Source organism: Mycolicibacterium moriokaense (assembly GCF_010726085.1).
GTDB classification, from domain to species: Bacteria; Actinomycetota; Actinomycetes; order Mycobacteriales; family Mycobacteriaceae; genus Mycobacterium; species Mycobacterium moriokaense.
In genome coordinates this window covers 1925248-1951459 of record NZ_AP022560.1, presented here as the reverse complement: position 1 = coordinate 1951459, position 26212 = coordinate 1925248, and the positions used below count along the sequence as shown (strand labels likewise).

General features: G+C 65.4%; 26 protein-coding genes. 16 read left to right on the top strand and 10 right to left on the bottom strand.

Features of this window, described 5'->3' with window-relative positions; genetic code table 11:
• Window positions 1-4: 4 nt before the first annotated feature.
• From G6N43_RS09600 to G6N43_RS09590, 3 genes are all read right to left on the bottom strand, one after another.
• Window positions 5-1426: an aromatic ring-hydroxylating oxygenase subunit alpha gene (locus G6N43_RS09600; RefSeq protein ID WP_234810255.1), complete on the bottom strand. Its 1422-nt coding sequence runs from the start codon at window positions 1424-1426 to the stop codon at window positions 5-7.
• Window positions 1390-2295, bottom strand: a complete 906-nt coding sequence (locus G6N43_RS09595) for an SDR family NAD(P)-dependent oxidoreductase (protein ID WP_083156734.1) — start codon at window positions 2293-2295, stop codon at window positions 1390-1392. The genes G6N43_RS09600 and G6N43_RS09595 overlap by 37 nt, the downstream gene beginning before the upstream one ends.
• Before the next feature lie 70 nt (window positions 2296-2365).
• Complete coding sequence (locus G6N43_RS09590; protein WP_110810522.1) at window positions 2366-3265, bottom strand: enoyl-CoA hydratase/isomerase family protein; 900 nt, start codon at window positions 3263-3265, stop codon at window positions 2366-2368.
• 82 nt (window positions 3266-3347) lie between these two features.
• On the opposite strand from G6N43_RS09590, the gene G6N43_RS09585 reads away from it, so the two are divergent.
• Genes G6N43_RS09585 through G6N43_RS09570 form a run of 4 tightly spaced genes read left to right on the top strand, consistent with a single transcriptional unit; the run spans window position 3348 to window position 7350 of the window.
• On the top strand, window positions 3348-3767 hold the full coding sequence (locus G6N43_RS09585; protein ID WP_083156736.1) for an SRPBCC family protein: 420 nt from the start codon (window positions 3348-3350) through the stop codon (window positions 3765-3767).
• Between the two features lie 37 nt (window positions 3768-3804).
• Window positions 3805-5124: an amidohydrolase family protein gene (locus G6N43_RS09580; RefSeq protein ID WP_234810256.1), complete on the top strand. Its 1320-nt coding sequence runs from the start codon at window positions 3805-3807 to the stop codon at window positions 5122-5124.
• Entirely contained in the window at window positions 5121-6314 is a 1194-nt protein-coding gene (locus G6N43_RS09575) for an acyl-CoA dehydrogenase family protein (protein WP_083156737.1), read from the top strand. Before G6N43_RS09580 ends, G6N43_RS09575 begins: the two co-directional genes overlap by 4 nt.
• Window positions 6304-7350 (top strand): acyl-CoA dehydrogenase family protein, encoded by a 1047-nt coding sequence (locus G6N43_RS09570; protein WP_083156738.1) that lies wholly within the window; start codon window positions 6304-6306, stop codon window positions 7348-7350. Before G6N43_RS09575 ends, G6N43_RS09570 begins: the two co-directional genes overlap by 11 nt.
• Window positions 7351-7428: 78 nt before the next feature.
• Here G6N43_RS09570 and G6N43_RS09565 read toward each other — a convergent pair whose 3' ends face one another.
• On the bottom strand, window positions 7429-8643 hold the full coding sequence (locus tag G6N43_RS09565) for a cytochrome P450 (RefSeq protein ID WP_083156739.1): 1215 nt from the start codon (window positions 8641-8643) through the stop codon (window positions 7429-7431).
• Window positions 8644-8769: 126 nt separating this feature from the next.
• Here G6N43_RS09565 and G6N43_RS09560 point away from each other — a divergent pair, with 126 nt between their 5' ends.
• The 3 genes from G6N43_RS09560 to G6N43_RS09550 are packed head-to-tail and all read left to right on the top strand — an operon-like array spanning window position 8770 to window position 12187.
• Complete coding sequence (locus G6N43_RS09560) at window positions 8770-10836, top strand: CoA transferase (protein WP_234810257.1); 2067 nt, start codon at window positions 8770-8772, stop codon at window positions 10834-10836.
• Window positions 10837-10838: 2 nt separating this feature from the next.
• On the top strand, window positions 10839-11072 hold the full coding sequence (locus tag G6N43_RS09555; protein ID WP_083156740.1) for a hypothetical protein: 234 nt from the start codon (window positions 10839-10841) through the stop codon (window positions 11070-11072).
• Complete coding sequence (locus G6N43_RS09550; protein WP_083156741.1) at window positions 11069-12187, top strand: thiolase family protein; 1119 nt, start codon at window positions 11069-11071, stop codon at window positions 12185-12187. The genes G6N43_RS09555 and G6N43_RS09550 overlap by 4 nt, the downstream gene beginning before the upstream one ends.
• Before the next feature lie 9 nt (window positions 12188-12196).
• Here the strand turns inward: G6N43_RS09550 and G6N43_RS09545 are convergent, their stop codons facing one another.
• From G6N43_RS09545 to G6N43_RS09535, 3 genes are read right to left on the bottom strand one after another with little or no spacing between them, the layout of a single operon-like run.
• Window positions 12197-12622, bottom strand: a complete 426-nt coding sequence (locus tag G6N43_RS09545; RefSeq protein ID WP_083156742.1) for a MaoC/PaaZ C-terminal domain-containing protein — start codon at window positions 12620-12622, stop codon at window positions 12197-12199.
• A gap of 9 nt (window positions 12623-12631) precedes the next feature.
• Entirely contained in the window at window positions 12632-14059 is a 1428-nt protein-coding gene (locus G6N43_RS09540; RefSeq protein WP_083156743.1) for an NAD-dependent succinate-semialdehyde dehydrogenase, read from the bottom strand.
• A gap of 23 nt (window positions 14060-14082) precedes the next feature.
• Window positions 14083-14562 (bottom strand): FAS1-like dehydratase domain-containing protein, encoded by a 480-nt coding sequence (locus tag G6N43_RS09535; protein WP_083156744.1) that lies wholly within the window; start codon window positions 14560-14562, stop codon window positions 14083-14085.
• A 129-nt stretch (window positions 14563-14691) separates the two neighbouring features.
• Between G6N43_RS09535 and G6N43_RS09530 the strand changes: the two genes are divergently transcribed.
• Entirely contained in the window at window positions 14692-15591 is a 900-nt protein-coding gene (locus G6N43_RS09530) for a VOC family protein (RefSeq protein ID WP_083156745.1), read from the top strand.
• Between the two features lie 7 nt (window positions 15592-15598).
• On the top strand, window positions 15599-16015 hold the full coding sequence (locus G6N43_RS09525) for a DUF3237 domain-containing protein (protein WP_083156800.1): 417 nt from the start codon (window positions 15599-15601) through the stop codon (window positions 16013-16015).
• Window positions 16016-16029: 14 nt separating this feature from the next.
• Here the strand turns inward: G6N43_RS09525 and G6N43_RS09520 are convergent, their stop codons facing one another.
• Entirely contained in the window at window positions 16030-17262 is a 1233-nt protein-coding gene (locus G6N43_RS09520; RefSeq protein WP_083156746.1) for a CaiB/BaiF CoA transferase family protein, read from the bottom strand.
• An 81-nt stretch (window positions 17263-17343) separates the two neighbouring features.
• Here G6N43_RS09520 and G6N43_RS09515 point away from each other — a divergent pair, with 81 nt between their 5' ends.
• The 4 genes from G6N43_RS09515 (at window position 17344) to G6N43_RS09500 (ending at window position 21436) form a co-directional block, all read left to right on the top strand.
• The gene (locus G6N43_RS09515) at window positions 17344-18567 is read left to right on the top strand and encodes a CaiB/BaiF CoA transferase family protein (protein WP_234810258.1); all 1224 of its coding nucleotides are present in this window, start codon (window positions 17344-17346) and stop codon (window positions 18565-18567) included.
• A gap of 62 nt (window positions 18568-18629) precedes the next feature.
• Window positions 18630-19787 (top strand): CoA transferase, encoded by a 1158-nt coding sequence (locus G6N43_RS09510; protein ID WP_234810259.1) that lies wholly within the window; start codon window positions 18630-18632, stop codon window positions 19785-19787.
• Window positions 19784-20236 carry a VOC family protein gene (locus tag G6N43_RS09505; RefSeq protein ID WP_083156748.1) on the top strand — a complete coding sequence of 151 codons (453 nt, stop codon included), beginning with the start codon at window positions 19784-19786 and terminating at the stop codon, window positions 20234-20236. Before G6N43_RS09510 ends, G6N43_RS09505 begins: the two co-directional genes overlap by 4 nt.
• Window positions 20237-20239: 3 nt before the next feature.
• Window positions 20240-21436 (top strand): cytochrome P450, encoded by a 1197-nt coding sequence (locus tag G6N43_RS09500; protein ID WP_083156749.1) that lies wholly within the window; start codon window positions 20240-20242, stop codon window positions 21434-21436.
• Between the two features lie 3 nt (window positions 21437-21439).
• On the opposite strand, the gene G6N43_RS09495 is transcribed toward G6N43_RS09500, so the two are convergent.
• Window positions 21440-22240 (bottom strand): SDR family NAD(P)-dependent oxidoreductase, encoded by an 801-nt coding sequence (locus G6N43_RS09495; RefSeq protein ID WP_165761902.1) that lies wholly within the window; start codon window positions 22238-22240, stop codon window positions 21440-21442.
• A 143-nt stretch (window positions 22241-22383) separates the two neighbouring features.
• Here G6N43_RS09495 and G6N43_RS09490 point away from each other — a divergent pair, with 143 nt between their 5' ends.
• Together G6N43_RS09490 and G6N43_RS09485 are read left to right on the top strand one after the other, a co-directional pair.
• Window positions 22384-23421 (top strand): acyl-CoA dehydrogenase family protein, encoded by a 1038-nt coding sequence (locus G6N43_RS09490; protein ID WP_083156750.1) that lies wholly within the window; start codon window positions 22384-22386, stop codon window positions 23419-23421.
• 14 nt (window positions 23422-23435) lie between these two features.
• Window positions 23436-24566 (top strand): acyl-CoA dehydrogenase family protein, encoded by a 1131-nt coding sequence (locus G6N43_RS09485; protein WP_083156751.1) that lies wholly within the window; start codon window positions 23436-23438, stop codon window positions 24564-24566.
• A 40-nt stretch (window positions 24567-24606) separates the two neighbouring features.
• On the opposite strand, the gene G6N43_RS09480 is transcribed toward G6N43_RS09485, so the two are convergent.
• On the bottom strand, window positions 24607-24804 hold the full coding sequence (locus tag G6N43_RS09480; protein ID WP_083156752.1) for a hypothetical protein: 198 nt from the start codon (window positions 24802-24804) through the stop codon (window positions 24607-24609).
• A gap of 112 nt (window positions 24805-24916) precedes the next feature.
• Between G6N43_RS09480 and G6N43_RS09475 the strand changes: the two genes are divergently transcribed.
• Window positions 24917-26212 carry an amidohydrolase family protein gene (locus tag G6N43_RS09475; protein WP_083156753.1) on the top strand — a complete coding sequence of 432 codons (1296 nt, stop codon included), beginning with the start codon at window positions 24917-24919 and terminating at the stop codon, window positions 26210-26212.

Below are 26212 nucleotides of genomic sequence, written 5' to 3'. Positions count from 1 at the left end.
TCGCTCACCGCTGACCGACGCCGAAGATGAACCGGTCAGCGATCGCATGCTCGTTGCGGATCGACATCTCCTGTGCGGTGTTCAACCACAGACCGTCGAAACCCTTCGAATGCATGCCCGCATGGATAGCGCCGATGTTCTTCAGATCCTGCGTCGGCAACTCTCCCCACCCGTCGTGGTCCTGCCACCGCTCGAACTCCTGCCAGCTCGTTTCAGGGACCTCGCCCGGCGCGAAGTGTTCGAGCGAGAACATCTCGAACGTGCAGCGATTGGGATCGTCGGCGTCAGGAAGCATCCGATAACCCAGCAGACAAGACTTTTCCACGAGGATTACCAGCGTCGGGAAGATGTGCCAGTCACCGTTGCCCGCGAAGTACTCCTCCATCGACATCTTCGGAAAGTCGACGCCTTCGGCGAGCGCCAATTCCTCGCACATCTTGTGGTACAGAACAAATGGTGGAATCTCGCTCGGCTCCATCGTCGCCAACTGCTGGGCGGCGCGATAGTCGCGCTCGGTGACCAATGAGCCGACCTCAAGGTAGTTGTATTGCATCGAGTTGGCGAACACCTCCGGGCGCGCGGCCTGGCGCTGGCGGGCGCTGTCGCGGCTGGCCGTCTCGGGACGCTGCGTGTAGATGAATCGCGAGTGGTTCTTGTAGGTGATCGTCGGCGTGTACGGGGCGTAGGTGTATTCCTGCGGCAGTGCCGGTTCCGTGGTCGGTCGGGGGCCCTGGGCGGCTCGCAACGTCTGCGGGTGTGTTCCGGGAGTGTGGTAGCCCTCGATGAACGCATCGATAACGGTCTTGTAGTTCGCGGGCAGGAATGTCCGCTTACGCCACCGATAGCGCATGTCCTGCAGGCGGAACGGCGCCAGCGCGGTCGGCAGCGGGTCAAGCCACTCCAAGAGGTCCGGCGGGTCGTCGGCCATGCTGATGAACACCCAGCCGCCCCACGTACCAACGTGGACCGATTGCAACCCCCACTGTTCCCGCGGCCGAGACGCGAACTCCTCTCGGCACGGAACGAACGATGAACGGCCGTCGAGCGCGTAGCGCCAGCCGTGGAACTCACACCGCAGGTCACCCTCTGAAGCGCAACCGGTACCACGCACTATCTTCATTCCCCGATGCGCGCACGTGTTGTAGAACGCTTTGATGCTGCGGTCCTTCTGGCGCACCACGACGATCGACTGCCTGCCGATGCAGTATTCGTAGTAGCTGCCCGGCTCGGGAACCTCCTCCTCGCGGCATGCGACCTGCCAGACCTGGGTGAACAACCGGTCGAGTTCGAGTTGGAGGAACTCCGGGTCGATGTAGCGGCTCTTGGGGACGAACGTCTCCCCGCAGGCATACTTCTCGGGCACGCGCTGGGTCGCCACATCGGTCATGATCAGCTGGCCGGCGGCTTGTCGAAGATGTTGGGCCACAGGACGGCTTCCTTGAACGACGTCTCGATCTCGGCGAACGCGGTGGGGATGTCCCACGTACCGGACGCAGACACGATCTCGCGCTCGACGACCGGGTTGGACATCAAGCTGATGCGGCCGTTCCCGGCGAAGATGACGCGACGGTTCAGCCAATCCGATTGGACGCTGGCCAGATACGCGACCGGGGGGACGCAGTTCTTCGGCGAGAGGCGCACATTGGAGTCGGAGTAGTCCATGCTGCCGCCGCCCTTGATGCCCTGCGTCATTCGGGTGCCCGCGATCGGCGCGATGGCGTTCGACGTCACCCCGTAGTTCCGCAGTGCGTTGGCGCAGGAGAACGTCAGTCCGACGATGCCCATTTTCGCCGCCGCGTAGTTCGGTTGGCTGGGCGCACCTTGAAGGCCGGACATCGAGGTGAAGTTGATCAGCCGGTACTGTCCGCCGCGGTTCTCCCGCCACCACGCGGCGGCGTGTCGGGTGACGTTGAACGTGCCCTTGAGGTGGACGCTGACAACGGCGTCCCAATCCTGCTCGCTCATCTTGAAGACCATGCCGTCGCGGAGGATCCCGGCGGCGTTGACCACCACGTCCAGTCCGCCGAGCGTCTCCGCGGCGCGGCCGACCAGATCGGCGCAGGCGGCGAAGTCCGTGATGTCGGTGGTATCGGCGAAGGCTTTGCCGCCCTGTGCGTTGATCGCCGCGACCACCGCTTCGGCCGGGCCCGCGTCATGGCCGGTCCCGTCGACGCCCACACCGGCGTCGGAGACCAGGACAGTCGCTCCCTCGGCCGCCAGTCCCTCCGCGACCGCGGCGCCGATACCTCGGCCCGCGCCGGTGACCAGCGCCGTACGTCCGTCCAGTGCACCCATATACCGCTCCTAACCGAAGACTCCGTGTGCATCATAGAACACACGAACATAATTTGTTTAGTTGTTTGATCTACTCGAAGCCCCACTCCGAGTAGCGCCGCTCCAACTCGGCAAGGGCTTCCCGCCCACCTCTGGCGGAGCGCTCCTTCATGAAGTTGAACTCGTCGTCGCGCCAGGACAGGTTGCTGAATACGCTGTGCGCCATCGGAACCCAGTCGCCGAACTGCGCCATCCCGACCGCGTGCCAGAACGCGATGAGCGCGTGCTTGCCGACCATCAGACCGTCCGCCGAATGGTGGGCGATGGCGCGTGCGTATCGCAGGGCTTCGTCGTGCAGACCCGCCGCCGGAACGACCGAGGAGGCGACCCCCCATTCGCGAAGCTCCGCTGCAGCGACCTTTCTCCCGGTGATCATCGCCTCGTATCCGCGGTTCGGCCCCAGCTTCAGCAGGGCCAATGGCATCGCGGTGGAGAACCCGGCGAACCCGATCCGGGCCTGCGGGCGCGCCATGTACATGTCCTCTGACACCACGAGAATGTCCGCGGCGAGCGCGAGGTTCATTCCCGCACCCAGGGTGGCGCCCTGACACGCGGCGATCACCGTCTTCGGAAACTCCAGCCAGTTCGTCAGGTGGCGGTGCAATCTACGAGCGTTGCCCATGCGCGCGGTCTGCGGCAGTTTCTTGCTTTTCGTCAACCCGGCCTGTTCGACGGGGAGCCGTCGGACGTCGTCCCCACTGCTGAAGTCCTTGCCCTCGGCGGCCAAGATGACGACCTTGATGTCGTCGTCGTCTTCGGCGCGGTCGAGCCGTTCCTTGAACAGACGATGCATGTCGGGCGAGAGGATCGCGTTGCGGCGGTCGGGCCTGTTGATCGTGATCTGCGCGATGTGCGGTTCGATCACTTCGTAGCGAACCCAGTCCTCATCGACCTCGAAGCTGGCCCCGGCGGCTTGTTCGTCAGTGCCCACGTCACCTCGATTCCGCGCCACCGACCGGCAGCACATCTGAACACTAGCCGCTCCATTGTTACATGGGTGGTACTGTCCCCCCATGCCGACCATGACTGTCTGCAAGGACGTCGCCGCACCCGCCGATGCGGTGTGGGCGCTGTTGGCCGATTTCGGTGACGTGCGCTGGATCCCGATGGACGTCAAGGTCGAGGTCGAGGGCACTGGACCGGGCATGCGCAGGAAGATTCTCGGTTCCGGCGACGAACCCGCGGTCGAGACGCTCCTGTGGATCAGACCTGACGAGCGTCGGTTGTCCTACGAGATCACAAACATCCCCCTGCCGGTGGACCGGTTCACCGCCGTCGTCTTCGTCACCGAGTCCGACGGCGGTTGTCGGGTCGGGTGGGAGGTGGACTACGAGCCGTCCGGCGACGACGCCGAAGCACGCGGCAGCATCGAACTGGTCTACGGGATGATGGCCGACTGGCTGCGGGATGCTGCGACGCAGGCCGCGGGCTGACTGGAACACATATACAGAATCTGTTCAATAGTCTAGGATGTTGCCGGTGATCGACCCCCTTGACCTTGTGCTGATCAGCGTCGACGACCACACCGTCGAACCTCCCGACATGTTCAAAGGCAGGGTGCCGTCGCGCTTCGCCGACGATGCGCCAAAGATCGTGCAGGACAACGACGGCGTGTGTTTCTGGGAGTACGCCGGACTGCAGATGCCCAATATCGGGCTCAACGCCGTCGCGGGCCGGCCCAATGACGAGTGGGGATTCGAACCGTCACGCTTCGAGGACATGCGGACCGGTTGCTACGACGTCGACGCCCGCGTCGACGACATGAACGCAGCAGGAGTCCTGGCGTCGCTGTGCTTTCCCTCGTTCCCGACGATCTCGGGCGCGCTGTTCACCTACCGCGGTGACCGCGATGTCTCCGAGGTGATGGTCCGCGCGTACAACGACTGGCACGTCGAGGACTGGTGCGGACGCCATCCCGACCGGTTCATCCCGATGGGCATTCTGCCGCTGTGGGATCCGGTCCTGGCCGCCGGAGAGGTGGCGCGCCTCGCCGCGAACGGATGCCATGCGGTGACGGTGCCGCAGCACATCGGCAGCTACGGACAGCCGCCATGGCAGGATCCGCAGTGGGATCCGCTCTGGAACGCGGTGTGCGAAAACGAAACCGTCGTCAACATCCACATCGGTACCGGCGGCGGTGTACCCGTTCCGTCGGATCAGACCACCTATCTCGCGTACAACTCGATGCTGGCGATCGACACCATGCGGTTCACCGCGGACCTGATCTTCTCTCCCGTCGTCGTCAAATTCCCCACCATCAAGTTCGCTCTCTCCGAAGGCGGCATCGGATGGATACCGTTCCTGCTCGAGCGGTTCGAGGACATCTACTCCAGGCAGCGCGCGTGGACCGGTGACGACCTCGGCGACGGTCTGACCCCGACGGACGTCTTCCGCCGCAACTTCATGTCGTGCTTCATCCGCGACCGGGTCGGCATCGAGATGCGCGACCGCATCGGAGTCGAAACCATCTGCTGGGAGATGGATTACCCGCATTCCGACAGCAGTTGGCCGGACGCACCCGAACAACTCGCCGCACAGTTGGAGGGATGTTCAGCCGATGAGGTCGAGGCCATCACGTGGCGAAATGCCGCGCGCGTCTACGGCTATGACGCCGTCGAGCGCCTCGGGCGGCAGAACTGCACTGTGGCCGCGCTGCGCGAGAAGATCGCCGGCCTCGACCTGTCGGCACCGAAGGTCGATGCGGGCCGTGCGCCCAAGGCCGGCACAACCGCGATCACCTACGGCGAGATGAAAGAGCGGATGGCGTCGATCATCCGCGGCGGAACGTGACCGAACGCGACTACGGCGTCGTCCTCACCAAAGCGGACCGCGCGTTCCGCGACGAGGTGCGCGCCTTCCTGACGGCCTCGCTGACCCCGGATCTGCTCAGCCGAGACGGTGGTGAGACGGGCCGACTAGACCGGCTCCGGACATGGCAGCGCCGGCTGCACGATGCGGGGCTGGCGGCGATCTCCTGGCCGACCGAGTACGGCGGACGCTCCGCGACCCCGACCCAGCAGCTCATCTTCAATGCTGAAATGGCTGCGGCACACGCCCCGGAGCCGATCAACCGCAGCGCCATCAACCAACTCGGCCCGACCATCATCCAGTGGGGCACCGAAGCGCAGCGGGCGCACTACCTCCCCCGCATCCTCTCAGCGGAAGATGTGTGGTGCCAGGGCTTCTCCGAGCCAGAGGCCGGCAGCGACCTCGCCTCGCTGAAGACGAAAGCCGTCATCGATGGCGATGAGCTCGTGATCACCGGCCAGAAGATCTGGACGTCGAAGGCGTCTTATGCGGACTGGATCTACATCCTGGCGCGGACCGACCCGAACGCCGAGAAGCGCGACGGCATCAGCTATATCCTGGCCGATCTGAAATCGCCCGGCATCGAAGTGCGGCCCATCCGGCAGATCACCGGTGCGGCCGAATTCAACGAGGTGTTCTTCGAGGCGGTGCGGGTGCCTCTGTCGAATGTGCTCGGACCGCTGCACGGCGGTTGGAAAGTGGCGAAGTCGACACTGGGATACGAGCGGGTCGGTCAAAGCCGCACGCATCGAATCGAAAGACGCCTCGACATCCTGGTCAAGATGGCGCAGGAGCCGAACGCGTTGACGAACAATGGGTTTGACGACAGCTACGTCGCCGATCGCATCGCCAGGTACGCGGCGCAGGTCGAGGCGTTGCGTCAGATCGCCGCGCAGGCCACCGCCGCCGGAGTGCGTGGCGTCAGCCCGGGCCCGGAGGCTTCGGTCGCCAAACTACTGACCTCCGAGGTGGACCAGTCGATGGCGAACTTCGGTCTCGAGCTGGCGGGACCCGCGGGCACGCTGGAACGTGGATCGGCCGGGGCCGCGAAGAAAGGCAACGTCGCCCAAAGCTACCTGCTGATGCGTGCGGCCACCTTCGGTGCGGGCACGTCGGAGATCCAACGCAATGTGATCGCCGAACGACTGCTGGGGTTGCCCCGTGACCCCTGAACCCTCACTCGCCGAAATCGCCGATACGGCAGCCGAACTCGCGGAGCTTCGCCAAACTGCGGACGACATCGTCTCTCAGGCGTGGTCGGTCGAACGCAGCCGCTCGCTTCTCGACGGACCGGGACCGGCATTCGACGACGCGCTGTGGAAGACGATCGCGGGACTGGGTTGGCCCGACGTACTGGTGGCGCAGAGCAGCGGCGGCGCAGGCGGAACACTGCGCGAGTTGGCCGTCCTGATCGAGGCGGCCGGATCCGTCGCAGCGCCAATACCCTTGGCCGCGACAGCCGCGGCGGCATGGTGCGAAAAGCGTTGTGCCGACGGCGTCACCGTCGTGCTGCCCGATCCGGCCGTACCGTCGGGCACCACCGTGTCGGGGACATTCACCTACGTTCCCTATGGCGCTGTCGCGTCACGTCTCGTCGTCCTCGCCCATGGCCACGAGTCGGTGCTCGGTGTCGTTGATCCCACCGGCCCAGGCGTCACCCGGGAGGCGCTTACGCCGCTCGATCACGGTCCCGCAGCGCGCATCACGCTCGACGAGGCACCGATCGAGCGCATCGCCGACGGATCCGACGCCGTACACCGTCATCACGATGCGGTCATGAGGTGGCGCGTCGGACTCGTTGCCGAATTGGTCGGCGTGGCCGCTGCCGCCAACGCCGCCGCGAGCGAGTACGCCAAGGTGCGCGTCGCGTTCGGCCGGCCGATAGGCTCGTTCCAGGCGATCAAGCACCGACTCGTCGACCAGCGTTCGAACATCGAGGTCGGCCGTGCGCTCGTCAACCGGGCCGCCGACGCATGCGACCACGACCATCGCGATGCGGCGGCCTTGGTTTCGCTCGCGGCGTTCTGGGCGATCGACTCGTTGCGGTCGGTTCCGGAGGGTGCGACGCAGGTGTTCGGCGGTATCGCCTACACATGGGAGCACGAGGCACATGTCTACCTGCGCCGCGCGGCCACCCTCGCCGCGTCGTTGGGCTCACGGACGGAGCATCGCAAGGCGATCACCGCATGGCTGGCCACCCGAGACTGAGTCGCCGCGAAACTGAATCCTCGCAGGCGTCTACTCGATCTTTCGCTGCTGGAATTCCATTTCGCGGGAAAGAGGAAGTCAGCGGTAGTCCAGGGTGACTTCCAACCGGTCGAACGTGTTGACCAACGACGACTCCCGCTGCACCCGCTGACCGGTCACGCGGACACCCTTGGCGCGCTGAAGCACCTCGGCGAGGACGAACCGTGCTTCCCGTCGCGCCAGGGCCGCGCCCATACAGAAGTGCTCGCCGACACCGAAACCCAGGTGTCCTGCCGCGTCGGGGCGGGTGATGTCGAAGTCTTCGGCGGTGGGACCCCAGTGCTCGGGGTCGCGGTTGGCCGAGGCGTAGGCCATCAGCAGACCTTGCCCCTCACGCACGGTCTTTCCGCGGATCTCGACATCCGTGGCGGCTTGTCGCGCCATGCTCATCACCGGGGTCCACCACCGCATGGTTTCCTCGACGGCGTTCTCGGAGTGCGACGGGTCGGCGAACAGCTTCTCGGCTTGATCGGGATGCAGGTCCAGGCATTGGATGAGGCCGGCCAGCAGGCTCTGCGTGGTCTCGCTTCCGGCGGCCAGTAGCGTCATCGCGTAGACCATGATCTGCGCCTCGTTGAACGGTTCGCCGTCGATGCGCACCTCGGTTAGCAGCGTCAGCAGATCGTCGCGCGGATTCTTGGCCCGCTCGGCGGTCAACCCCATCAGGTACGGCGCGATCTGCTCGAAGATGACCTGGAAATCGTCGTCGGTCGCCAGACCGCTGCCCGCCTTGGCGATCGTTGTGGCCCACGACGCGACCTGTGGCCAGTCCGACTCCGGCACACCGAGAAAGTACGAAAAGATGTACACCGGAATGGGTTCGGCGATGTGCTCGATCCAATCGAACTCTCCGTCGGGGAGTTTGTCGAACGCCTCCGCGACGACCTGCTTGACGCGGTCCTCCATCTTGGCGACTGCCGCCGGTGTGAACCGGACTCCGATCGCCTTGCGGTGTGCGCGGTGTTCGGGTGGGTCCATGAACATGATTCCGCGGCTGCCTAAACCCTGCGGCTCAACGCCCCGCCGATGCGCGATCAGGTCCATCATGATCCCGATGCGTTTTGAGCTGAACTTCTCCGGACGCGCTGAGATTGTCTTGATGTCGTCGTACTTGGTGACGACCCAGAACTGGCCTTCCTCGTACCAGTGCAGCGGGTCGGTCTCCCGCAATTCTCGGAACGTCGCGTTGGGGTCGCCGAGGTAGAACACCGGGTCGTCGAAGCGGGCGTCGGACAGCCGCGTGATCGTCGCCATACTATGAACAATAGAACACTTGATGTGAATCTGTGAACCAGGTGGCCGTCAGGCGGGTCCGGGTGATCATGGACCCAATGAGACGAATACTGTTCAATTGTTCTACACAGCCAGACAGGAGCGTACGTGAGCCAGAATCCTCCCACCACGGATTTCCTGGTCGGCGTGCGTGTGCTGCAACTCGGTGACGGTATCGCCGGCTCGGCCGCCGCCGCGCTGCTCGCCAGTCTCGGCGCCGATGTCGCCAAGATCTCCAGTGCACCGGTGCGCCGAGTGGGTCCGGTCTTGCCGGGTTCACAACCCGTAGCGGCCATCGACGCGATACTCGACCACCGCAAGCGGATACTCGATCCCGACGCTGACCCCGCTGCGTACTCCCGCGAATCCGACATCGTCATCGTCGACGGCACCACCGGGCCCGTCGCGTGCCCGTCGGTGGTTGTGACGCTGTCTCCGTTCGGCGCCGACGGACCCTCGCACCCGGGTGGTGAACTGGTCGCCCAAGCCAGCGGTGGATTACTGGCCACCATCGAAGGCAATGACGGTCGACCCGTTCCCGCCCCCGGCTACGTCGCACTCAAGTCGGCCGGCGCCATCGCCGCCCTGGCGGCGCTGCACGGGCTGGACCGGCATAACGACACCCAGTCTCCGGTTCACGTCGACGTTTCGGTGCAGGAGGCGGTGATCTACACCGCCGCGCTGCCGGAGTGCGCGCACGTCATGTACCGATGCCCCGGTCGCGCGGGCAGCGGCCGCTACCTCGCACCGTCGGGAGTGTTCCCCTGCGAAGACGGGTTGGTGCGCATCACCGCGGTGGAGAATCATCAATGGAACGGTCTGCTGACCGCTTTCGGCAATCCCGACTGGGCCGCGGGCCTCGACGAGCGCCCCGCGCGTATCGAACATGCCGACCTGATCAACGCCAAAGTCACCGAGTGGAGCCTTAAGCGTCGAAAAGCCGATTGTGCCGCCCTGCTGCAGGCCAACGGCGTTCCGTCCACGCCCGTCAACCTGCCCGGCGAACTGCTCGACTCACCTCAACTGGCCCACCGAAGCTCGTTGATACCGACGCGGATCGGAGACCGCGACGTCACGGTCCTCGGACCACCCTGGCGGACGACACCCGGTGCGGTCGGTCAACGCCGGCCTCGCGGCCTGCGCGGGCTGCGCATCGCCGAACTCACCCACGTGCTCGCCGGTCCGATCATCGGCTCGCTGCTCGGGGCGATGGGCGCGACCGTCGTGCGACTGGAGGATCCCGACCGGCTCGACATCTACCGGCGCAGCGGCCCCTTCGCCGACGGCATCGCCGGCGTCGAACGCGGTGCGTACTACGCGGTGGCCAACCATTCCAAGCGCAGCGTGCTGATCGACCCGGCCAACGCGGCCGCCGACGTCGCGGCCGCACTGTCCGCATGCGACGTAGTGATCGAGAACGTCGGATCGTCACGGCTCAACCGATTGCGCGTCGCACCAACCGAACTCGCGGCCTCGGGTCAACTGATGATGCGTGTGTCAGGATTCGGCTCCGATGGACCACTATCTGGCTATCGCGTGTACGCCAACAACGTCCAGGCCTACGGTGGGCTCGCCGGGATCACGACGGACGGCGACGGCAACCCCGCCCGGCTGGGCACTGTACTGGCCGATCCCCTCTCGTCGGTGGTCGCTGCCGCTGTCATTGCCGCGTGGGCCGTCGGCCCCCGTTCGAACACGGGTGCGGTTGTAGACCTTTCGATGGCCGAGGTCGTCGGGTATACGGTGGCTGAATACGTGGCGGCGGCGTCAGTCGGCGAGGTGGATTGGGATTCGGCGGTGCACCGCGGGGTCTATCCCAGCGCCGACTCACGCTGGGTTGCGGTGGAGTTGACCGGTGACGAGGGTCGGGATTTCAGTGAGGGTGAACTGGCCGACCGGATTGCGGCATCCTCCGCCGAGGCCGTCACGGCAGAACTCGCGAACATCGGCGTACGAGCCGCGGTCGTGCGCAATGCGGAAGAACTGGTGACCGACGGTCATCTCGCCGCGCGCGGGTTCTTCCCCGAAATCACCCACCCTGATCCGGATCTCGGCACCGCGCTGCTCGTCGGACTGCCGTGGCGCTTCGCCGGTGAAGGACCGGTACCGCTTTCACCACCGCCCGGGCTCGGAACGACGAGCACCGACGCCCTGTATGAGAGGACGACCGTCTGACGATGACAGGATCTGCAACTCAGGCGACCGTGTGGTCGTCGACCTTCGTACCGTCGAAGTCGCCTTATCCCGAGTTCGGCCAGGACGGCTACAGCGTGGCGTGGGTGGACACCGACGCCGGACGGTTCCAGGTGCTCGTCGAGGGAGCACAGCCGGTGCCAGGAACCGTCGGCCGACTCCTCACCCAGACCCTGGGTGAGGATGCCGTCGAGTTGTTCGTGGCGGATCCGGCATGACGGGCGTCCACATCACCGGGATCGGCGTCACTGAATTCGGCAAGCACAGCCAGACACCGCTGGCCGACCTAGGGGTCGCGGCGGCTGAGAAGGCACTCGCCGATGCCGGCATCGGTTACGACGCTGTCGGCGAGGTCTTCACCGCATCCGCACTGGCAGGCCCGCAGACGGGTCTTGCCGTGGCACACCGGTTGGGCCGCACCGGAATTCCCGTCACCGCCACCGAGAGTGCGTCGGCGGGCGGGATGGTCGCTTTGCGCCACGCGGTGTGGGCCGTCGCGTCCGGTCGCTGCCGGACGGCGCTGGCGATCGGCTACGAGAAGACCACCGCGCTGGAGCCGGGCGGTGTGGTCCCCGCCGCTGTCGGTTTCTGGGACCGGTTCCCGCCGCAGCTGCACTACGCCATCGAAGCGTCCCGTTGGCTGTACGAAACGGGATGCGGTCCGGAGGTCATCGCTGCGGTCGCCGCCAAGTCGTACAACCAGGCGCGGCTCAATCCGCTCGCAGCGCGACGCAACCCGGAGCCGGTGACGGTTGACGATGTGCTCGGCGCTCGCATGGTCGCAGAACCGCTGACCAAGATGATGTGTCACGCGTCGGTGGACGGCGGTGCGGCGATAGTGGTTTCGGCGGACGCGACGCCACGGTCGGCGTCGGTGCTGTCGATCGAGCAGACCAGTTGGCCCGCGGATCTTCAGTGGCCGCTGGTAGGTCCCGTGGTGGGGCCGCCCTCGCAGATAACGCTGACCGCCATGCGTGCGTTCGCGAACGCAGGGGTGGAACCGCGGGACATCGGGGTGGTGTCGCTGCACGACATGTGCGCCAGCGAGGAGATCACCGCGTTGATCGCGATGGGTCTCACCGACTCGGCAGGTGTGGTCAAGCTCGCCGAGTCCGGCGGTTTGGCATCGGACGGCGTGCTGCCGACCAATACCGACGGCGGCTGCATCGCACGCGGCCACCCGATCGGCGCGACCGGCCTTGCGCAGACCGCGGAGATCGTCAGTCAGCTTCGTGGAGAGGCGGATTCGCGTCAGGTCGCCGAACCGCGGGTCGGTCTTGCCCAGGCGGTGGGCGGCGGCGGGTCGTGCGTCGTGGCGTTGTTACGGAAGTGATCAGGCTGATCAGGCCAGTGCTACGGTGGCTTGACCGGGCGTCGTGCTGTTTCCATTCTGGTCGATGACATCGACGTTGAGGTGGATCAGCGCGACGCCGTCGACGATCTCCTTGCCGGTGACCTCACCGATGCACCGCAGCTCATCGCCCTTCTGGTTCATCGACCGGTACTTCGCCGTCAGCGAGCGGATTTCGCCGTCATCGCCGATCCAGGCACGCAACATATTGACCAGGTATGCCAGGCGCAGGTTGCCCATCCCGAAGGCGCCGTTCTCGTTTCCCGCGGCCCGTCCCGCCTCGTCGTCCATGTGAATCGGGATGAACTCATCATTGACCGCCGCGTAGCGATTCCACTCCGTGAAATGCGTCGTGCGGACGAAGGGCGGGATCTGGTCTCCGATCTGAATGGATTCGTAGTCAACAGGACTCGTCATCACCTTCTCCTACAGTGCGATTCCCAGAACCTTGGTGTCGAGGTACTCCTCGATGCCAGCACGAGCACCTTCGCGTCCCAAGCCGCTTTGCTTGATGCCGCCGAAAGGCACTGCTGCCGAGGTCGGATTGATGTCGTTGATGCCGATCATCCCGAAATCGAGTGCCTCGGCGACCCGGATCGCCCGGCTGATATCGCGGGTGTAGAGATATCCGGCGAGACCGTACTCGGTTGAGTTGGCCATCGCGATCGCCTCGTCCTCGTCGTCGAACACCATCACCGGTGCGATCGGACCGAATGTCTCCTCCGAGCAGATCAGCATGTCCGAGGTCACGTTGGTGAGAATGGTCGGGGCGAAGAAGGTTCCGTTGTCGAACGCGGTTCCCTGCAACCGTGAACCGCCGAGTTCGAGATTTGCGCCCTTGTCGACGGCGTCGTCGACCTGTCGCTGCATCTTCTTGAGCGCGACCTCGTCGATGAGCGGCCCGACGGTGGTGCCCGACGCCAAACCGTCCCCGGGGACCAGCTTCTCGACACGAGCGCGCAACGTCGCGATGAACGGTTCGGCAACGGAACGGTGCACGATGAACCGATTAGGGCAGATACAGGCCTGACCGGTGTTGAGGAACTTCACGGCCGCCCCGCCCTTGGCCGCATGCTCCGGATCGGCGTCGGGGAAAACCAGGAAGGGCGCATGCCCGCCGAGTTCCATGGAGACCCGTTTCATCGTGGCGCCCGTACGTGCCGCGATCATCCTGCCGACCTCGGTGGACCCGGTGAAGCTGATCTTGCGCACGCGGGGATCGGCGAGAAGCTCGTCGGCAACCGGTTCGGGGTCCGAACACGTCACGAGGTTGACCACGCCGGCGGGCGCCCCGGCGTCGGCGAACACCTTGAAGGTTTCGACAGCGCACAAGGGCGTCTGTTCGGCCGGCTTGAGCACCGATGTACACCCCGCCGCCAGTGCCGGGGCGAGCTTGCGGGTGATCATCGAAATGGGGTAGTTCCACGGGGTGATCGCCGCACACACACCCACCGGCTGTTGCAGCACGACGAAACGTTGGTCGGCACGCGCCGATGGAATGACCTCTCCGTAAACGCGTTTGGCTTCCTCGGCGAACCACAGTAAGAAGTCTGCTGCGTAGCCGACCTCGTTACGGGCCATCCGCAGCGGCTTGCCCTGTTCCTTGGTCATCAACTCCGCGAGGTCGTCGCGGCGTTCCAGCATGATCCGGTGTGCGTCGATGAGAACCTCGGCGCGTTCGTATGCGGTGCGCCGCCGCCAGTCCGGTAACGCGGCGGCTGCGGCATCGATCGCGCGTCGCGCGTCTGCCCCGTCGCCGTCGGGCACGTTGTCCAGCACAGCCCCCGTGGCCGGGTTGGTGCTGGTGAACGTCCGTCCCGACGCCGCCGCCTGCCATTCACCACCGATGTACATACGAGTCCTTCCCGCGCCCGGGATCAGTATCGGATCACGGTGTCGATACGGGTGCGTATCAACTCGTCGCGCTGATTGTGTAACTGCCGTTCCAACTGGATGTAGAGCATCTGCCCGAGCTTGCCCTCGCGTTCGGCGGCATCCTTGATCCGCCATCGGCCCCTGATGACATCACCCGGTCTCATGGGCTGGACGAACTGAAAAACCACGCCCCCGTTGAGCATCCGCTGACCCGGTTCGCCGGGCTTGGGCATCACGTACCGGGTCGGGCCGTCATCAGAGCGAGTAACGGGCCACGCGAACGGATTGAAGTCCTCCGGCGCGATGATGCCGCCCCAGCGCGTCGCGTTGGCGTAGTCCTCGTCCCAGTAGAGCCGCGGTGGTTCGTGCGGCCAGTGCGTGGCGATCGCCCACCGGCGGATGTCGGACCGGTCGATCGGAAACGACGGCGGGCCCTCTTCATGCCAGACACCGATAGCTGCGGCGAGTCGGTCGGTGATCATGCTCACGCGATTCGCCCCTTTGTCCTCGATGAAGAGCCGTCTGATGCAATCCGATTCGCCACCACCGGCGAGCCAGCTGTACCCGGCGTTAAGGTATCAGTTAAACAGTCTATGTTGTAGTGTTCAGTCATGGTCGCGATCGGCAAACAGTGGCACGTGAACCACGTTGTCTCCGACTACCGCACAGTGACCGACTGGTACCGCGATGTGTTCGGCGCCGTCGACGTATTCACCGACGAATGGCTCGACGCCGAGAAACGATGGGCCTCGATGGTGACAATCGCCGACCTCGCCGTCGACGTCATGGAGCCGACGGCCGAAGGTGCCGCACTTCCGCTGGGGAAGTTTCTCACCCGGTTCGGTCCCCACTTTCACGCGGCGGCCTATTTCGTCGACGGTCCACCGACGGCGATCTTCGACGCCCTCACCGCCCAGGGCGTGCGGTGTTTCGGCCTTGCCGGTGCTGGCCGGGAGACGATGGTCGAGAAGCCGATGAGCCCGGTATTCACCCACCCTAGGGATACCGCGGGTCAGCTGGAGTTCATGCCCTTCTCCGAATCCCGGCCCGGCCCGCTGGGCGTACCGGGCCGGTGGGACGACCCGCGGTTCCACGACGGCTGGTCGAACGAACCGTGGCAACGACATCCGCTGGGCATCCGGGGTTGGCGCGTCGGCGTCGTGGTCCGCGACCTCGACCGCGCCGCCGACATCTACCGCGCACTCGGCGCCGACGTCATCGCCAAGAGCGACGAACCCGACGCGACACGGTGCCGACTTCGGCTCGGTGCCAACACCACGGTGGAACTCATCGCACCGACATCCGACGACACCGTGGCCGGACGCGACCTGGCCGCCAATGGCGAAATCATGCACTCGTGCATCTTCGAGACCGGCGACCTCACCGCGGCGGAGGCACATCTGACTGACCGCGGTGTCGCGATCGCCGAGCGCCACCCCGCGCGGTTGGTCTCCGATCCCGCGACCTGCCACGGCGCGGTGTTCGAATTCGTTCCGGCGGAGAGAATCTGAGGTGGACATGAGTGACGTGCTGCATGCGACCCTGCGCCCCCTATGCCACGTCACCTATGAACTCGCCGAACCGATCGTGGTGTCGACCGGCCCCACCGGCGGCCGCACCATCGGTGAGATCACCGCTGCGCGCTACGAGGGAGAGCGTCTCAAGGCATCACTGAAGGGCCGCGCCGCCGCCGACTGGGCGTTCGTCGAGCCGTCCGGCCGGGTCCTGGTCGACGCCCGTCTCACGCTTGAAACCGATGATGGTGCAACGATTCTGGTGACCTATACCGGGCGGATGAACGCAGCGACCGTCTACTCCGCGTTGTACTTCGAAACCGGCGACGAACGCTACCAGTGGCTCACGCAATTACTGGCCGTCGGCAAAGGCGCCTTCATCGGGGAGAGCCTCGAGTACGAGGTGTACGAGGTGCTCTGAGCTGCCTGCTCGGATCAGGCGATCGCTCCGCTTTCCTTGAGCGCCGTGATGCGGTCCCAGTCGCCACCGAGTTCGAGGATCACGTTCTCCGTGTCGGCGGCGAACTCGGGCATCGGGCTCAGCTGCAACGGCGTTTCGTCGAACAGCACCGGGCTCGCGACGAGCTCGAAGCTGTCGTGATCCGCTTCGACGCCGACGATGTTGCCGTTGGCGCGCACCTGCGGGTCCGCGGCGACCTCGACGGTGTTCTGTACCACCGACCATTGACCGTCGAAGCCCTCGAGCGCTTTTCGCCAATGCTCCAACGGAAGGGCGGCGATCGCTGCGCGTAAGACATCAGTGGCGGCGGCGGCATTCTGGGCGAGCAACTCGTGACTGGCGAAGCGTTCGTCGTCGGCGAGTTCGCCGACACCGACACGGCGGCAGAACTCGCCGAAGAAGCGATAGCCCTGCAGCATCGACAAGCCCAGGAAGCGGCCATCGCTCGTGCGGTAGAAGCCCACCAAAGGATTGTTGGGTGCGACGTTGGCACCCGCCGACGTGGCCACCCAAGGTTGTCCGCTGACGAGTGCCGCGTTGATCGCCACTCCGGATGCCCACACCCCCACGCCGAGCAGCGAGATATCCACGACCCGGGCATGTCCGGTGCGCTCGCGCTCGAACAGTGCCGCCGATATGCCACCGGCGATCGTCATACCACCGATCGAATCTCCGTATGCCGGACCAGGTTGCGGGACAACGCCTTCAAGGTCACCGGGCGTCGAGCCCATCGCGCCCGCCGCGCGACTCCAGAAGCCGGTCATGTCGTAGCCTCCCGTACCCGCCTCAGCACCGAGCGGGCCGTAGGCGCTGCCGCGCGCATAGATGATGTGGGGGTTGACGGCACGCACATCGTCGACGTCGATCTTGAGCTTTTTCCGGGCGTCGGGCAGGAAGTTGGTGAGGAACACGTCGCTGGTGCGCGCGATATCCATCAGCAACGCGTGACCGTCGGAGGTGGACATGTCGAGGGCGACGGATCGCTTACCGCGGTTGGCGTGTTCCATCACCGGATTTCGCTCGCCCTCGATGGTGATGTGGCCGAGGTTGCGCAGGCCCCGCTGGGAATCGCCGGTGCGCGGGTGCTCGATTTTGATGACGTCAGCGCCCCAGTCGGCCAGCACGGCGCCTGCGGCCGGAACGAACGTCCACTGCGCGACTTCAAGGACGCGCACGCCCTTCATCGGCGCGGGAGCGTCTGGTGTCATCTCTCTGCCTCCAGGGGTGTGGCCGACGTCATCTGTATTGAACAATAGAACAGAAAGTGTCTAGCTGCTATTGTCGATGCCGTGACGGGCGCGTTGTCCCATGTTCGCGTGTGCGATCTGAGTGGCCAGCTGGCGGGTGCGGGAGCCACCAAGATCCTTGCTGCATTCGGTGCAGAGGTCATCAGGGTCGAAGACCCGGCCACGCAGGGGCTCTGGGACGCATTGCGCAGCGCGGGCCCCTATGTCGACGAGCGCCGCGGGGTCAACCTCGGAGCCGGCTTCAACAACCACAACGTCGGCAAGTACGGCGTGACGATCAACATGCGGACGCCGGAGGGCAAGGACCTGCTGCGCGAGCTGGTCGCCATCAGCGACGTCGTCACCGAAAACTTCGCGGCGGGCGTCCTGGAGAAGCGCGGCTTCGGTTTCGAGGAACTCCGCAAGATCAAGCCGGACATCATCTACGTGTCCAACTGCGGGTTCGGCCACACCGGTCCCTACCGCGACTTCAAGACGTGGGGTCCTATCGTTCAGGCCGTCAGCGGTCTGACCTTCACCGCGGGTCTACCGGATGCCGAACCGGCCGGGTGGGGCTTCTCGTACATGGATCACGGGTCCGCGTTCTACATGACAACCGCCATCCTGGCTGCGCTGCACCATCGTGAGCGAACAGGCGAAGGTCAGCATGTCGACCTGGCGACGGTGATGGCCGGCATCGCGATGTTACCGACGGAGGTCCTCGACTGGACCGTCAACGGACGCACGACCGCAGCGGGTGGCAATCGAGCTGATTTCGGCGAGATGGCACCGCACGGCATCTACCCGTGTGCCGGCGACGATCGCTGGATCGCGATCGCATGTCGTGATGACCGCGAAGTCGGGCTGCTGTCGAAGGTGCTCGATGAGCCCGAGTTGGTGGCGGAGCGTTTTGCGACCCTCGATCAGCGACTTGGCGCCGCCGATGAGCTGGACCGGCTGATCAGCGTCGCGACCGCGGCCAGGGATGCGACGGTCCTCGCCGAGGACCTCATTGCGGCCGGAGTGCCTGCGAGCGTGGTGAAGAGCCCAAGGGAACGGATCGACGATGATCCCGATCTGGCGGCGATGAACCTGTTCCCGCGGGTGACTCATCCCGACATCGGCGATGTTCGCGTCGAAGGGATCCCGTTGCGGCTGTCCGCGACGCCGTGGCAGATCGACTCGGCGGCACCGCAACTGGGCCAACACAACCGCGAGGTGTTGTGCGGCCTCCTCGGCCACTCCGATGCCGAACTCGACGACTGGGCACAGCGAGGTGTGATCTGAGCGTCCTGCGAGACCTTCGTGTCGTCGAGATCGCCGACCAGTTCACGCCGGTAGGCGGACGCGTGCTTGCCGAGTTGGGTGCCGACGTGATCGTCGTCGAGCCGCCGACCGGATCACAGCACCGGTATCGGCCACCGTTCGTCGACGACCAGCCCGGTGTCGACCGGAGCCTGCGCTGGTGGGCGGGAAATATCGGGAAGCGCTCCGTGACAATCGATTCGGCCTCCGAATCAGGCAAGCGGACACTTGAGGAGTTGATCGGCACAGCCGACATCGTCATCGCCGGCGGTGATCGGTCTAATGGTGTCGACTATGCCGCGTGTGCGGCACGCGATAAACGGTTGATCTGGGTCTCGGTGAGCCCGTTCGGTCTTGACAGCGCCCGCACCGGCCAGCCGGTGACCGATTTGACAATGCTTGCCGGCGGTGGCCCGATCTGGAATTGCGGATATGACGACCGGACACTTCCGCCGATCCGCGGCGCGGGCGACCAGTCGTCGAATATCGCCGGAATGTATTGCGCGATAGGCGCACTCGTTGCACTTTCCTACCGCGACCACACGGGGCAGGGCCAGCTGGTCGATGTGAACGTCACCGCCGCCTGCAACGTCACCTGCGAGCAGACCACCTACCACTGGCTGGTCAATCAGAACATCTGCCTCCGGCAGACGGGAAGGCATGCCTACCCGACGCCGAGTTCTGAGGTACAAGTGCGCTGCGCCGACGGCCGGTACGCGACGACGGGTGTGCTGCCCCGCAAACCGGAGGATTACGCACGCCTCCTGGCGTGGCTGGACGAACTCGGGCTTACCGAGGAGTTCCCCGAGGCGGTGTTCCTCGAGATGGCTGCCGCGCGGGACACGCCGGTGGACCTCGCGCTGATCGGTGCCGACGACGAGACCACGGCGATACTCAGTGCGGCCCGCGAGGCGATCGTATTCATCGCGTCACGCCTGCCCGCCAAGGATTTCTTCGTGACCAGTCAGCGTCGCGGTTTTCCCTGTGGCGCAGTGCTTCCCCCCGACGAGGCGTTCGAGGACGAGCACACCGTCGCACGGGGATTCCACGTTGCCGTGCGACACCCCGAGCTGGATAAGACGTACACCTACCCGGGTACGCCGTATCTCTTCAGCGCGACGCCCACAGTCGCGCCCGCTCGACCGCCTCTGCTGGGCGAACACAATGACCTGCTCGCCGATCTCATCGAAGAGCGCCGATGAGCGACGGAATCCGCCTCACCCACATCGGGTTGTGCGTGCGCGACATCGGTCGGGCCGCCGAGTTCTATTGCGCTGCGCTCGGCTTCGCCGAGGTGGGGCGCATGCAGTTCGACGATACGGCGACTGCTCAGCTGCTCGATGTTCCCGGGCTGGTGCTCGATCTCGTGTACCTGCAGCGCGACGGCTTCCGTTTGGAGTTGCTCGGCTACGAGCAACCGGGCACCGTGGGTGAACCCGGGCCGCGGGCGATGAACCGACTGGGCTTCACCCACTTGTCTTTCCGTGTCGACGATGTCGACGGCATCGTCGATGCGATCGTCGCGCACGGTGGCCGCGCATTTCCGGAACGGACCGTCACGTTCGACGGCGGGAACCGTGGCGTGATGGCGGCCGATCCCGACGGCAATCTTCTCGAGCTCATCGAACGCACTCCACGGCAGGGTGATTGACCTATGGTGTCCACGTCAAACGAGTTGGTGTACTCGCCGTTCTCCAAGGCGATCTTCGACGACCCGTACCCAGTGTATCGCCGGTTGCGCGACGAAGCACCGGTCTACCGCGATCCCGACGACAGGTGGTGGGTGCTGTCGCGGTTCGACGATGTCGCCGGCGCGTTGCGGGATTGGCCGACGTACTCGTCCAAACTCGGTCCCGCCCCGGAGAATCCGGACGACGACGGGCGCAAGTATTCGGTCATCTCGATGGATCCGCCGCGTCATGACCGCATCCGGGGCGTGCTCAAGGGGTTCTTCACGCCCAAGGCGGTCGCCGCCATGGAGGGGGCGCTGCAGGCGGTCGTCAACCATCATCTGGACCGGTTGCGGCCGGGAACGACAGTCGACGCCATGGAGGCATTCGCGTTCTCCATCCCCACCGACGTGATCGGCGACCTGCTCGGAGTTCCGCAGGCCGACCGCGAACAACTCCGTGTGTGGTGGGAGGCGTTCCTGACCCGGCACGAGGGTGAGGTTGCGATGCCGGCCACCGCGATCGAGGCCAACCGCAATATCAGCGCGTACATTGGCGACCTCATCGAGGAGCGTCGCGAGCGCCCCGGTGACGACCTCATCAGCATCGTCCTGAACGCGACCTTCGACGACCCCGAGGCCGGCGGCGAACGGTCCCTCACCGCGCATGAGGTGTTGATGTTCGCCAACCTACTTTCAGCGGCGGGGTCGGAAACCACCCAGAAGCTGATCTCCAACGGGCTCGTGGCGTTGTACGACCACCCCGATCAATGGCAGCGAATCGTCAACGACCACAGCCTGATTCCCGCTGCGGTCAATGAGGCGCTGCGCTACGACACACCAAGCCACTGGGTCGCACGCACGTTGACCGAGCCTGTCGAGAAGCACGGTGTGACCATGGCTGCCGGCGACTGGGTACTGCTGCTGCTCGGCAGCGCCAATCGCGACGAGCGCCGTTATGAGGACCCGGACCGGTTCATCATCGACCGTCCGCGTGGCACCGACGTGTACTTCGGCTGGGGCATCCACATCTGCCTCGGGCAGTGGTTGGCCCGGCGCGAGGCCCAACTCGTGTTCGAGTACATCGCCAAGAAGTTCCCGAACTACTCGGTCGGCGCCCACGAGCGCGTCTTGACCGCCACCGTGCGCGGTTACACGAGCGTCGAGATGACGCTCAAGTAGCCCTCAAGTGGCTTTGAACACGCCGGGAGACTGCGAGTAGTCCACGGTGGACAGTTCGGTCATACCGCCGTCGATGTGCAACACCGTTCCCGTGACGAACGATGCGTCGTCACTTGCCAGGAACGCCACGGCGGGGGCGATCTCGGTGTCCGGATCAGCCCCGCGCTTCATCGGCGACGCCTCCGCGGTGCGGGTGTAGTTGTCCCATTCGGTGCCGATCATGTCGCGCTGGACGTCCGTCAGCGCGAACGGGCACACCGCGTTCACCCGGATGTTGTGTCGCGCCCACTCGTTCGCCGCAACCTTCGTCAGCGCCTGGATCGCCCCTTTGGCGGCCGAATACGGTGCGGTGTAGGACATTCCGCCGAGCGCTGATCCCGAAACGAAGTTGATGACCGATGCCTTGCCGGACGCCTTCAGATAGTCGAACGCCGTCTGCATGAACCGGAATGTCGCCTTGGGGCCCGTCGCTTCCGACAGTTCCCAGTCCTTGTCGGAGACCAGTTCGAGGGCCTTCGGCATGGCGAAGTACTGGGCGGCGTTGACGAGGACGTCCAGTCGACCGTCGACGGCACCCGCCGCGGTGGCGGCAGCGATGTCGTCCCGCTTCGCCACGTTCGCCCTGACGAACGCGGCGCTACCGCCCGCCGACTCGATGAGCTCGACGCACTCCTTCGCCTTGTCCTCGTTGAGGTCGACGATCGTCACCCGCGCACCCTCGGCGGCAAGCCGGCGGGCGATGGCGCGCCCAAGACCCTGAGCACCGCCCGTGACGAGGGCGTTTCGATTCTCCAGCCGGGACAAGCCGAGCCTCCTAGATTGAACAGTTGAACATTTTCCGTTCTATCATCCAAGATGGTAACCGAACGGAAGGGGAAGCTGGAATGCGCGTCGAAGTGGATTCCGCCGTGTGCGAGTCCCGAGTACAGGTCGACTGACGGCAACCGATGGACATCGGCCTGACCGACGAGCAGAAGCTGCTGCGAGACACCGCATCCCACCTTGCGGACGAACTCGCGACGACTGATCCCAGCGACATTCCCGCAGGCGCCGTCCTGGCCGAACAGTGGCGCCACGTGGCGGATCTCGGCGTCCCTACGCTGCGCTCCCCCAGCCTGTGCGGTCTGGACGCCAGCGGGGTGGAGACGGTGGTCGTCATCGAGGAGTTCGCCCGCACGCTGTGCGCGGTGCCTGTGGTCGGCCAGGCCGTGCTTGCTGCCGAAATGCTGGAAGCCGCGAACGCACAGGATGAACTGCAGCGCCTCGCCGATGGAGAGCTGCGCATCGCTCCGGCCGTCACCGTTGACCTGCGGAGCTTCGGCGCGACGGACGCCGGGGCGGTCGCTTTCGATGCCGCGGGGGCCAGCCACGTTCTCATCGCTGAAGAGTCGGACGGCGTACGCCGCCTGCACAGCGCACCGCTGCCGGACGCCGCCGAGGAGGGCCTCGATCTGACCCGCTCCCTGCGCCGGACACCCACCGCATCAGCGGCGTACGCCGTCGGCGAGCCGATCGATGCCGACCGTTGGCGCCGTGTCGAGGCGCTGGCGCTGACCGCGGTGGCGGCCGACCTGCTCGGTGTCATGCAGGGCGCCCTCGACGACGCGGTGCGCTACGCCGGTGAGCGCGTGCAGTTCGGCGTGAAGATCGGCTCGTTCCAGGCGGTGCAACACATGCTGGCCGATGCGCTGGTGAGCGTCGAGGGCACCAGAAGCTGTCTATGGCACGCGGCCTGGGCCATCGATCACCTGCCGACCGAGGAAGCGCTGCTGGCGGCGATGACCGCGAAAGCGTATGCGGCGGCCGCCGGCCGCGATGTCGTCGAGACCGCCGTCCAGGTGTTCGGGGGTATCGCCATCACCTGGGAGCACGTCGCTCACCTGCGCGTGCGCCGGACGCTGTTGGACCGCAGGTTGTTCGGCGACGAGACCACGCAGTATGAGGCGATCGCGGCGATGCGGCTGGCGAACGAGGAGTTGGCTTAAGCGATGGACTTCTGATGGACTTCAACGACTCCCCCGACGAAGCGGATTTTCGCGCACGACTACGCAAGTGGCTGCACGAACACAGCGCCGACGCCGCCATCCCCGACGATCCCGCGGCACGGGCCGACGCGCAGAACGCCTGGCACCAGACGCTTTACGAGGCCGGCTACATCGGGCTGTCGTTTCCCGTCGAGTACGGCGGCCACGGTCTGCCGCCGATCTACGAAGCCATCCTCAACGATGAGCTTGGACGCGCCGGTGCGCCGCCGATCGAAGGGATCGGGCACCTCTGTAATGCGCTGCGGCTCTTCGGATCCGATGCGCAGCGCCGCGAACTGCTGCCGGGCCTCCTGTCGGGATCGGTGCGCTGGTGCCAGGGGTTCAGCGAACCGGAGGCGGGATCGGACCTCGCGAGCCTGAGAACACGCGCCGACCTCGTCGATGGGGTGTTCCGCGTCAACGGCCGCAAGATCTGGACGAGTTTCGCGGCGGTCGCGGACTGGTGCTTCCTGTTGTGCCGCACCGAACCCGATGCCCCCAAGCACAAGGGTATTTCGGTGCTTCTTGTCCCGATGTCGACACCGGGGATCGCCGTCACGCCGATCGTCAACGCCGCACGCAACCGTGAGTTCGCCGAGGTGACATTCGACGACGTCGGCGTGCCCGCCGACAACCTGCTCGGCGAGCGGGGGCAGGGCTGGTCGATCGCCAACCAGTTGCTCGCCTACGAACGCGGGCCCAGCGACATCAACTGGATCAGCAGGCTGTCACGGCAACTGCGCGACCTGGAGCAGCAGGTGCGCTCCGGTCGCCTGGAGAACTCCCCGATGACCCGGGTGCGTCTCGGCCGGGCGTACGCGGAACTGCGGGCGTTGCAGGTCAAGGTGCAGCGCTCGCTGAGCGACCGCCAACGCGGGGCGCTTCCCGGCCCAGAGGGATCCGTCGACAAACTCCTGATGGCCCGTGCCGACCAGATCTGCGGCCACACGATGATGGACCTCACCGACAGCGAACCGCTGCTCACCGAGGGCCTGGAATGGGATGTCTACGTGTGGTCGCGGGCGGCCGGGATCTACGGCGGCACAGCCCAGATTCAGCGCAACATCGTCGCGCAGCGAGTACTGGGCCTACCGCGCCCGACATAGTGACATAGGGCGATTTCGGTGTCGGTGGTCGCGCCGAGCGCTACTCACTACCCCGAAATCGCTCGTGGAGCTCCTCGAGGGCGGCGAGTCGGCGCAGCGTCACCTCGTCGTTCTGGCCCGCGTCCACCTTGGCCTTGACGTCAACGATCTCTGCGGCCAAACGTTGGGCGGCCTCGCCGCGGGTCAGCAGGTCCTGATCGGCCCAGTCGTCGTGCGGTATGCGATCCCCCGGGTCCATCAGTGCCTCCTTGCTCGGTTGAGCTCGACCACCACCGGACGGTATAGTCAGCTAAACATAATCTGTGCAGTTGTTCTATTACCCTAACAGCCGGAAGGGCCGGGATCGAGCCATGCCGCTACAGCCGTCGATGAAACTGTTGTCCGTCGATGACCACCTCATCGAACCACCGCACGTCTGGTCGGATCGACTGCCCAAGAAGTACCTGCACGACGGGCCTCGTATCGTCGAGTTCCCTCGCGAAGGCAAGCCCCCGATGCACCAGTGGGTCTACGAGGGCCGCAGCTATCCGAACATCGGGCTCAACGCCGTCGCAGGCAAGTCCCCCGAGGAGTTCGGTGTCGATCCCGTGCGCTTCGACGACATGATTCCCGGCTGCTACGACCCGAAGGCGCGGCTGACCGACATGGACGTCGACGGCGTGCACGCCATGCTGTGCTTCCCGTCGTTCCCGCGGTTCTGCGGCACGGTCTTCCTCGAGGGCACCGATAAGGACTTGGCGTTGCTCTGTGTGCAGGCCTGGAACGACTTCTCGCTCGATGAGTGGTGCGCTACCGATCCGGCGCGTTTCATCCCGATGATGATCAGCCCGCTGTGGGATACGCAATTGATGGTGGCCGAGATCGAGCGCAACGCCGCCAAGGGTTGTCGCGCTCTGGGTCTGCCCGACAATCCGATGAACCTGGGACTGCCCAGCTTCCACACCCCGCATTGGGATCCGGTCTGGTCGGCCCTCGAAGAGACGAACATGACGGCGGTCATGCATTTCGGTTCGGGCGGTATGCCGCCGTCGACGGCACCCGAGGCGCCGTTCGCGGTGATGGTGACTCTGATGGGCACGACGTCGATGGCGGCGGCCGTCGAGTTGGTGTTCTCGCCGGTCTTCCACAAGCACCCGAACCTGAAGGTCGCGTTCTCCGAAGGTGGGATCGGCTGGATGCCGTATCTCGTCGAGCGCGCGGATTACGTGTGGCGCAAGCACAAGTACTACCAGAACATCCATCCGACTATCGCACCGTCGGAGTTGTTCCGCCGCAACATCTCCGGCTGCTTCATCGAGGATGAGGTCGGGGTGTCGATGCGCCATCAGATCGGCATCGACAACATCACCTGGGAGTGCGACTACCCGCACTCCGATTCGTTCTGGCCGAAGAGCCGCGCACGCGCCGAGGAGATGTTGGCCTCGGTGCCCGACGAGGATGCCCACAAGATCGTGGAACTCAATGCGCGGCGGTGGTACGCGTTCCCCGAGGAGGGCTTCAAGGCGTCGACGGCCGACAGCGGGTGGCGGCCCAATGACGGGAACCCACCGGAGTACGACTATGACGCGGTGATGTCCGACCACGGTGGCGTCGGGTACGGAGCCTTCATCCAGAACCTCGCCGACCAGATGGCCAACAAGGAGTAG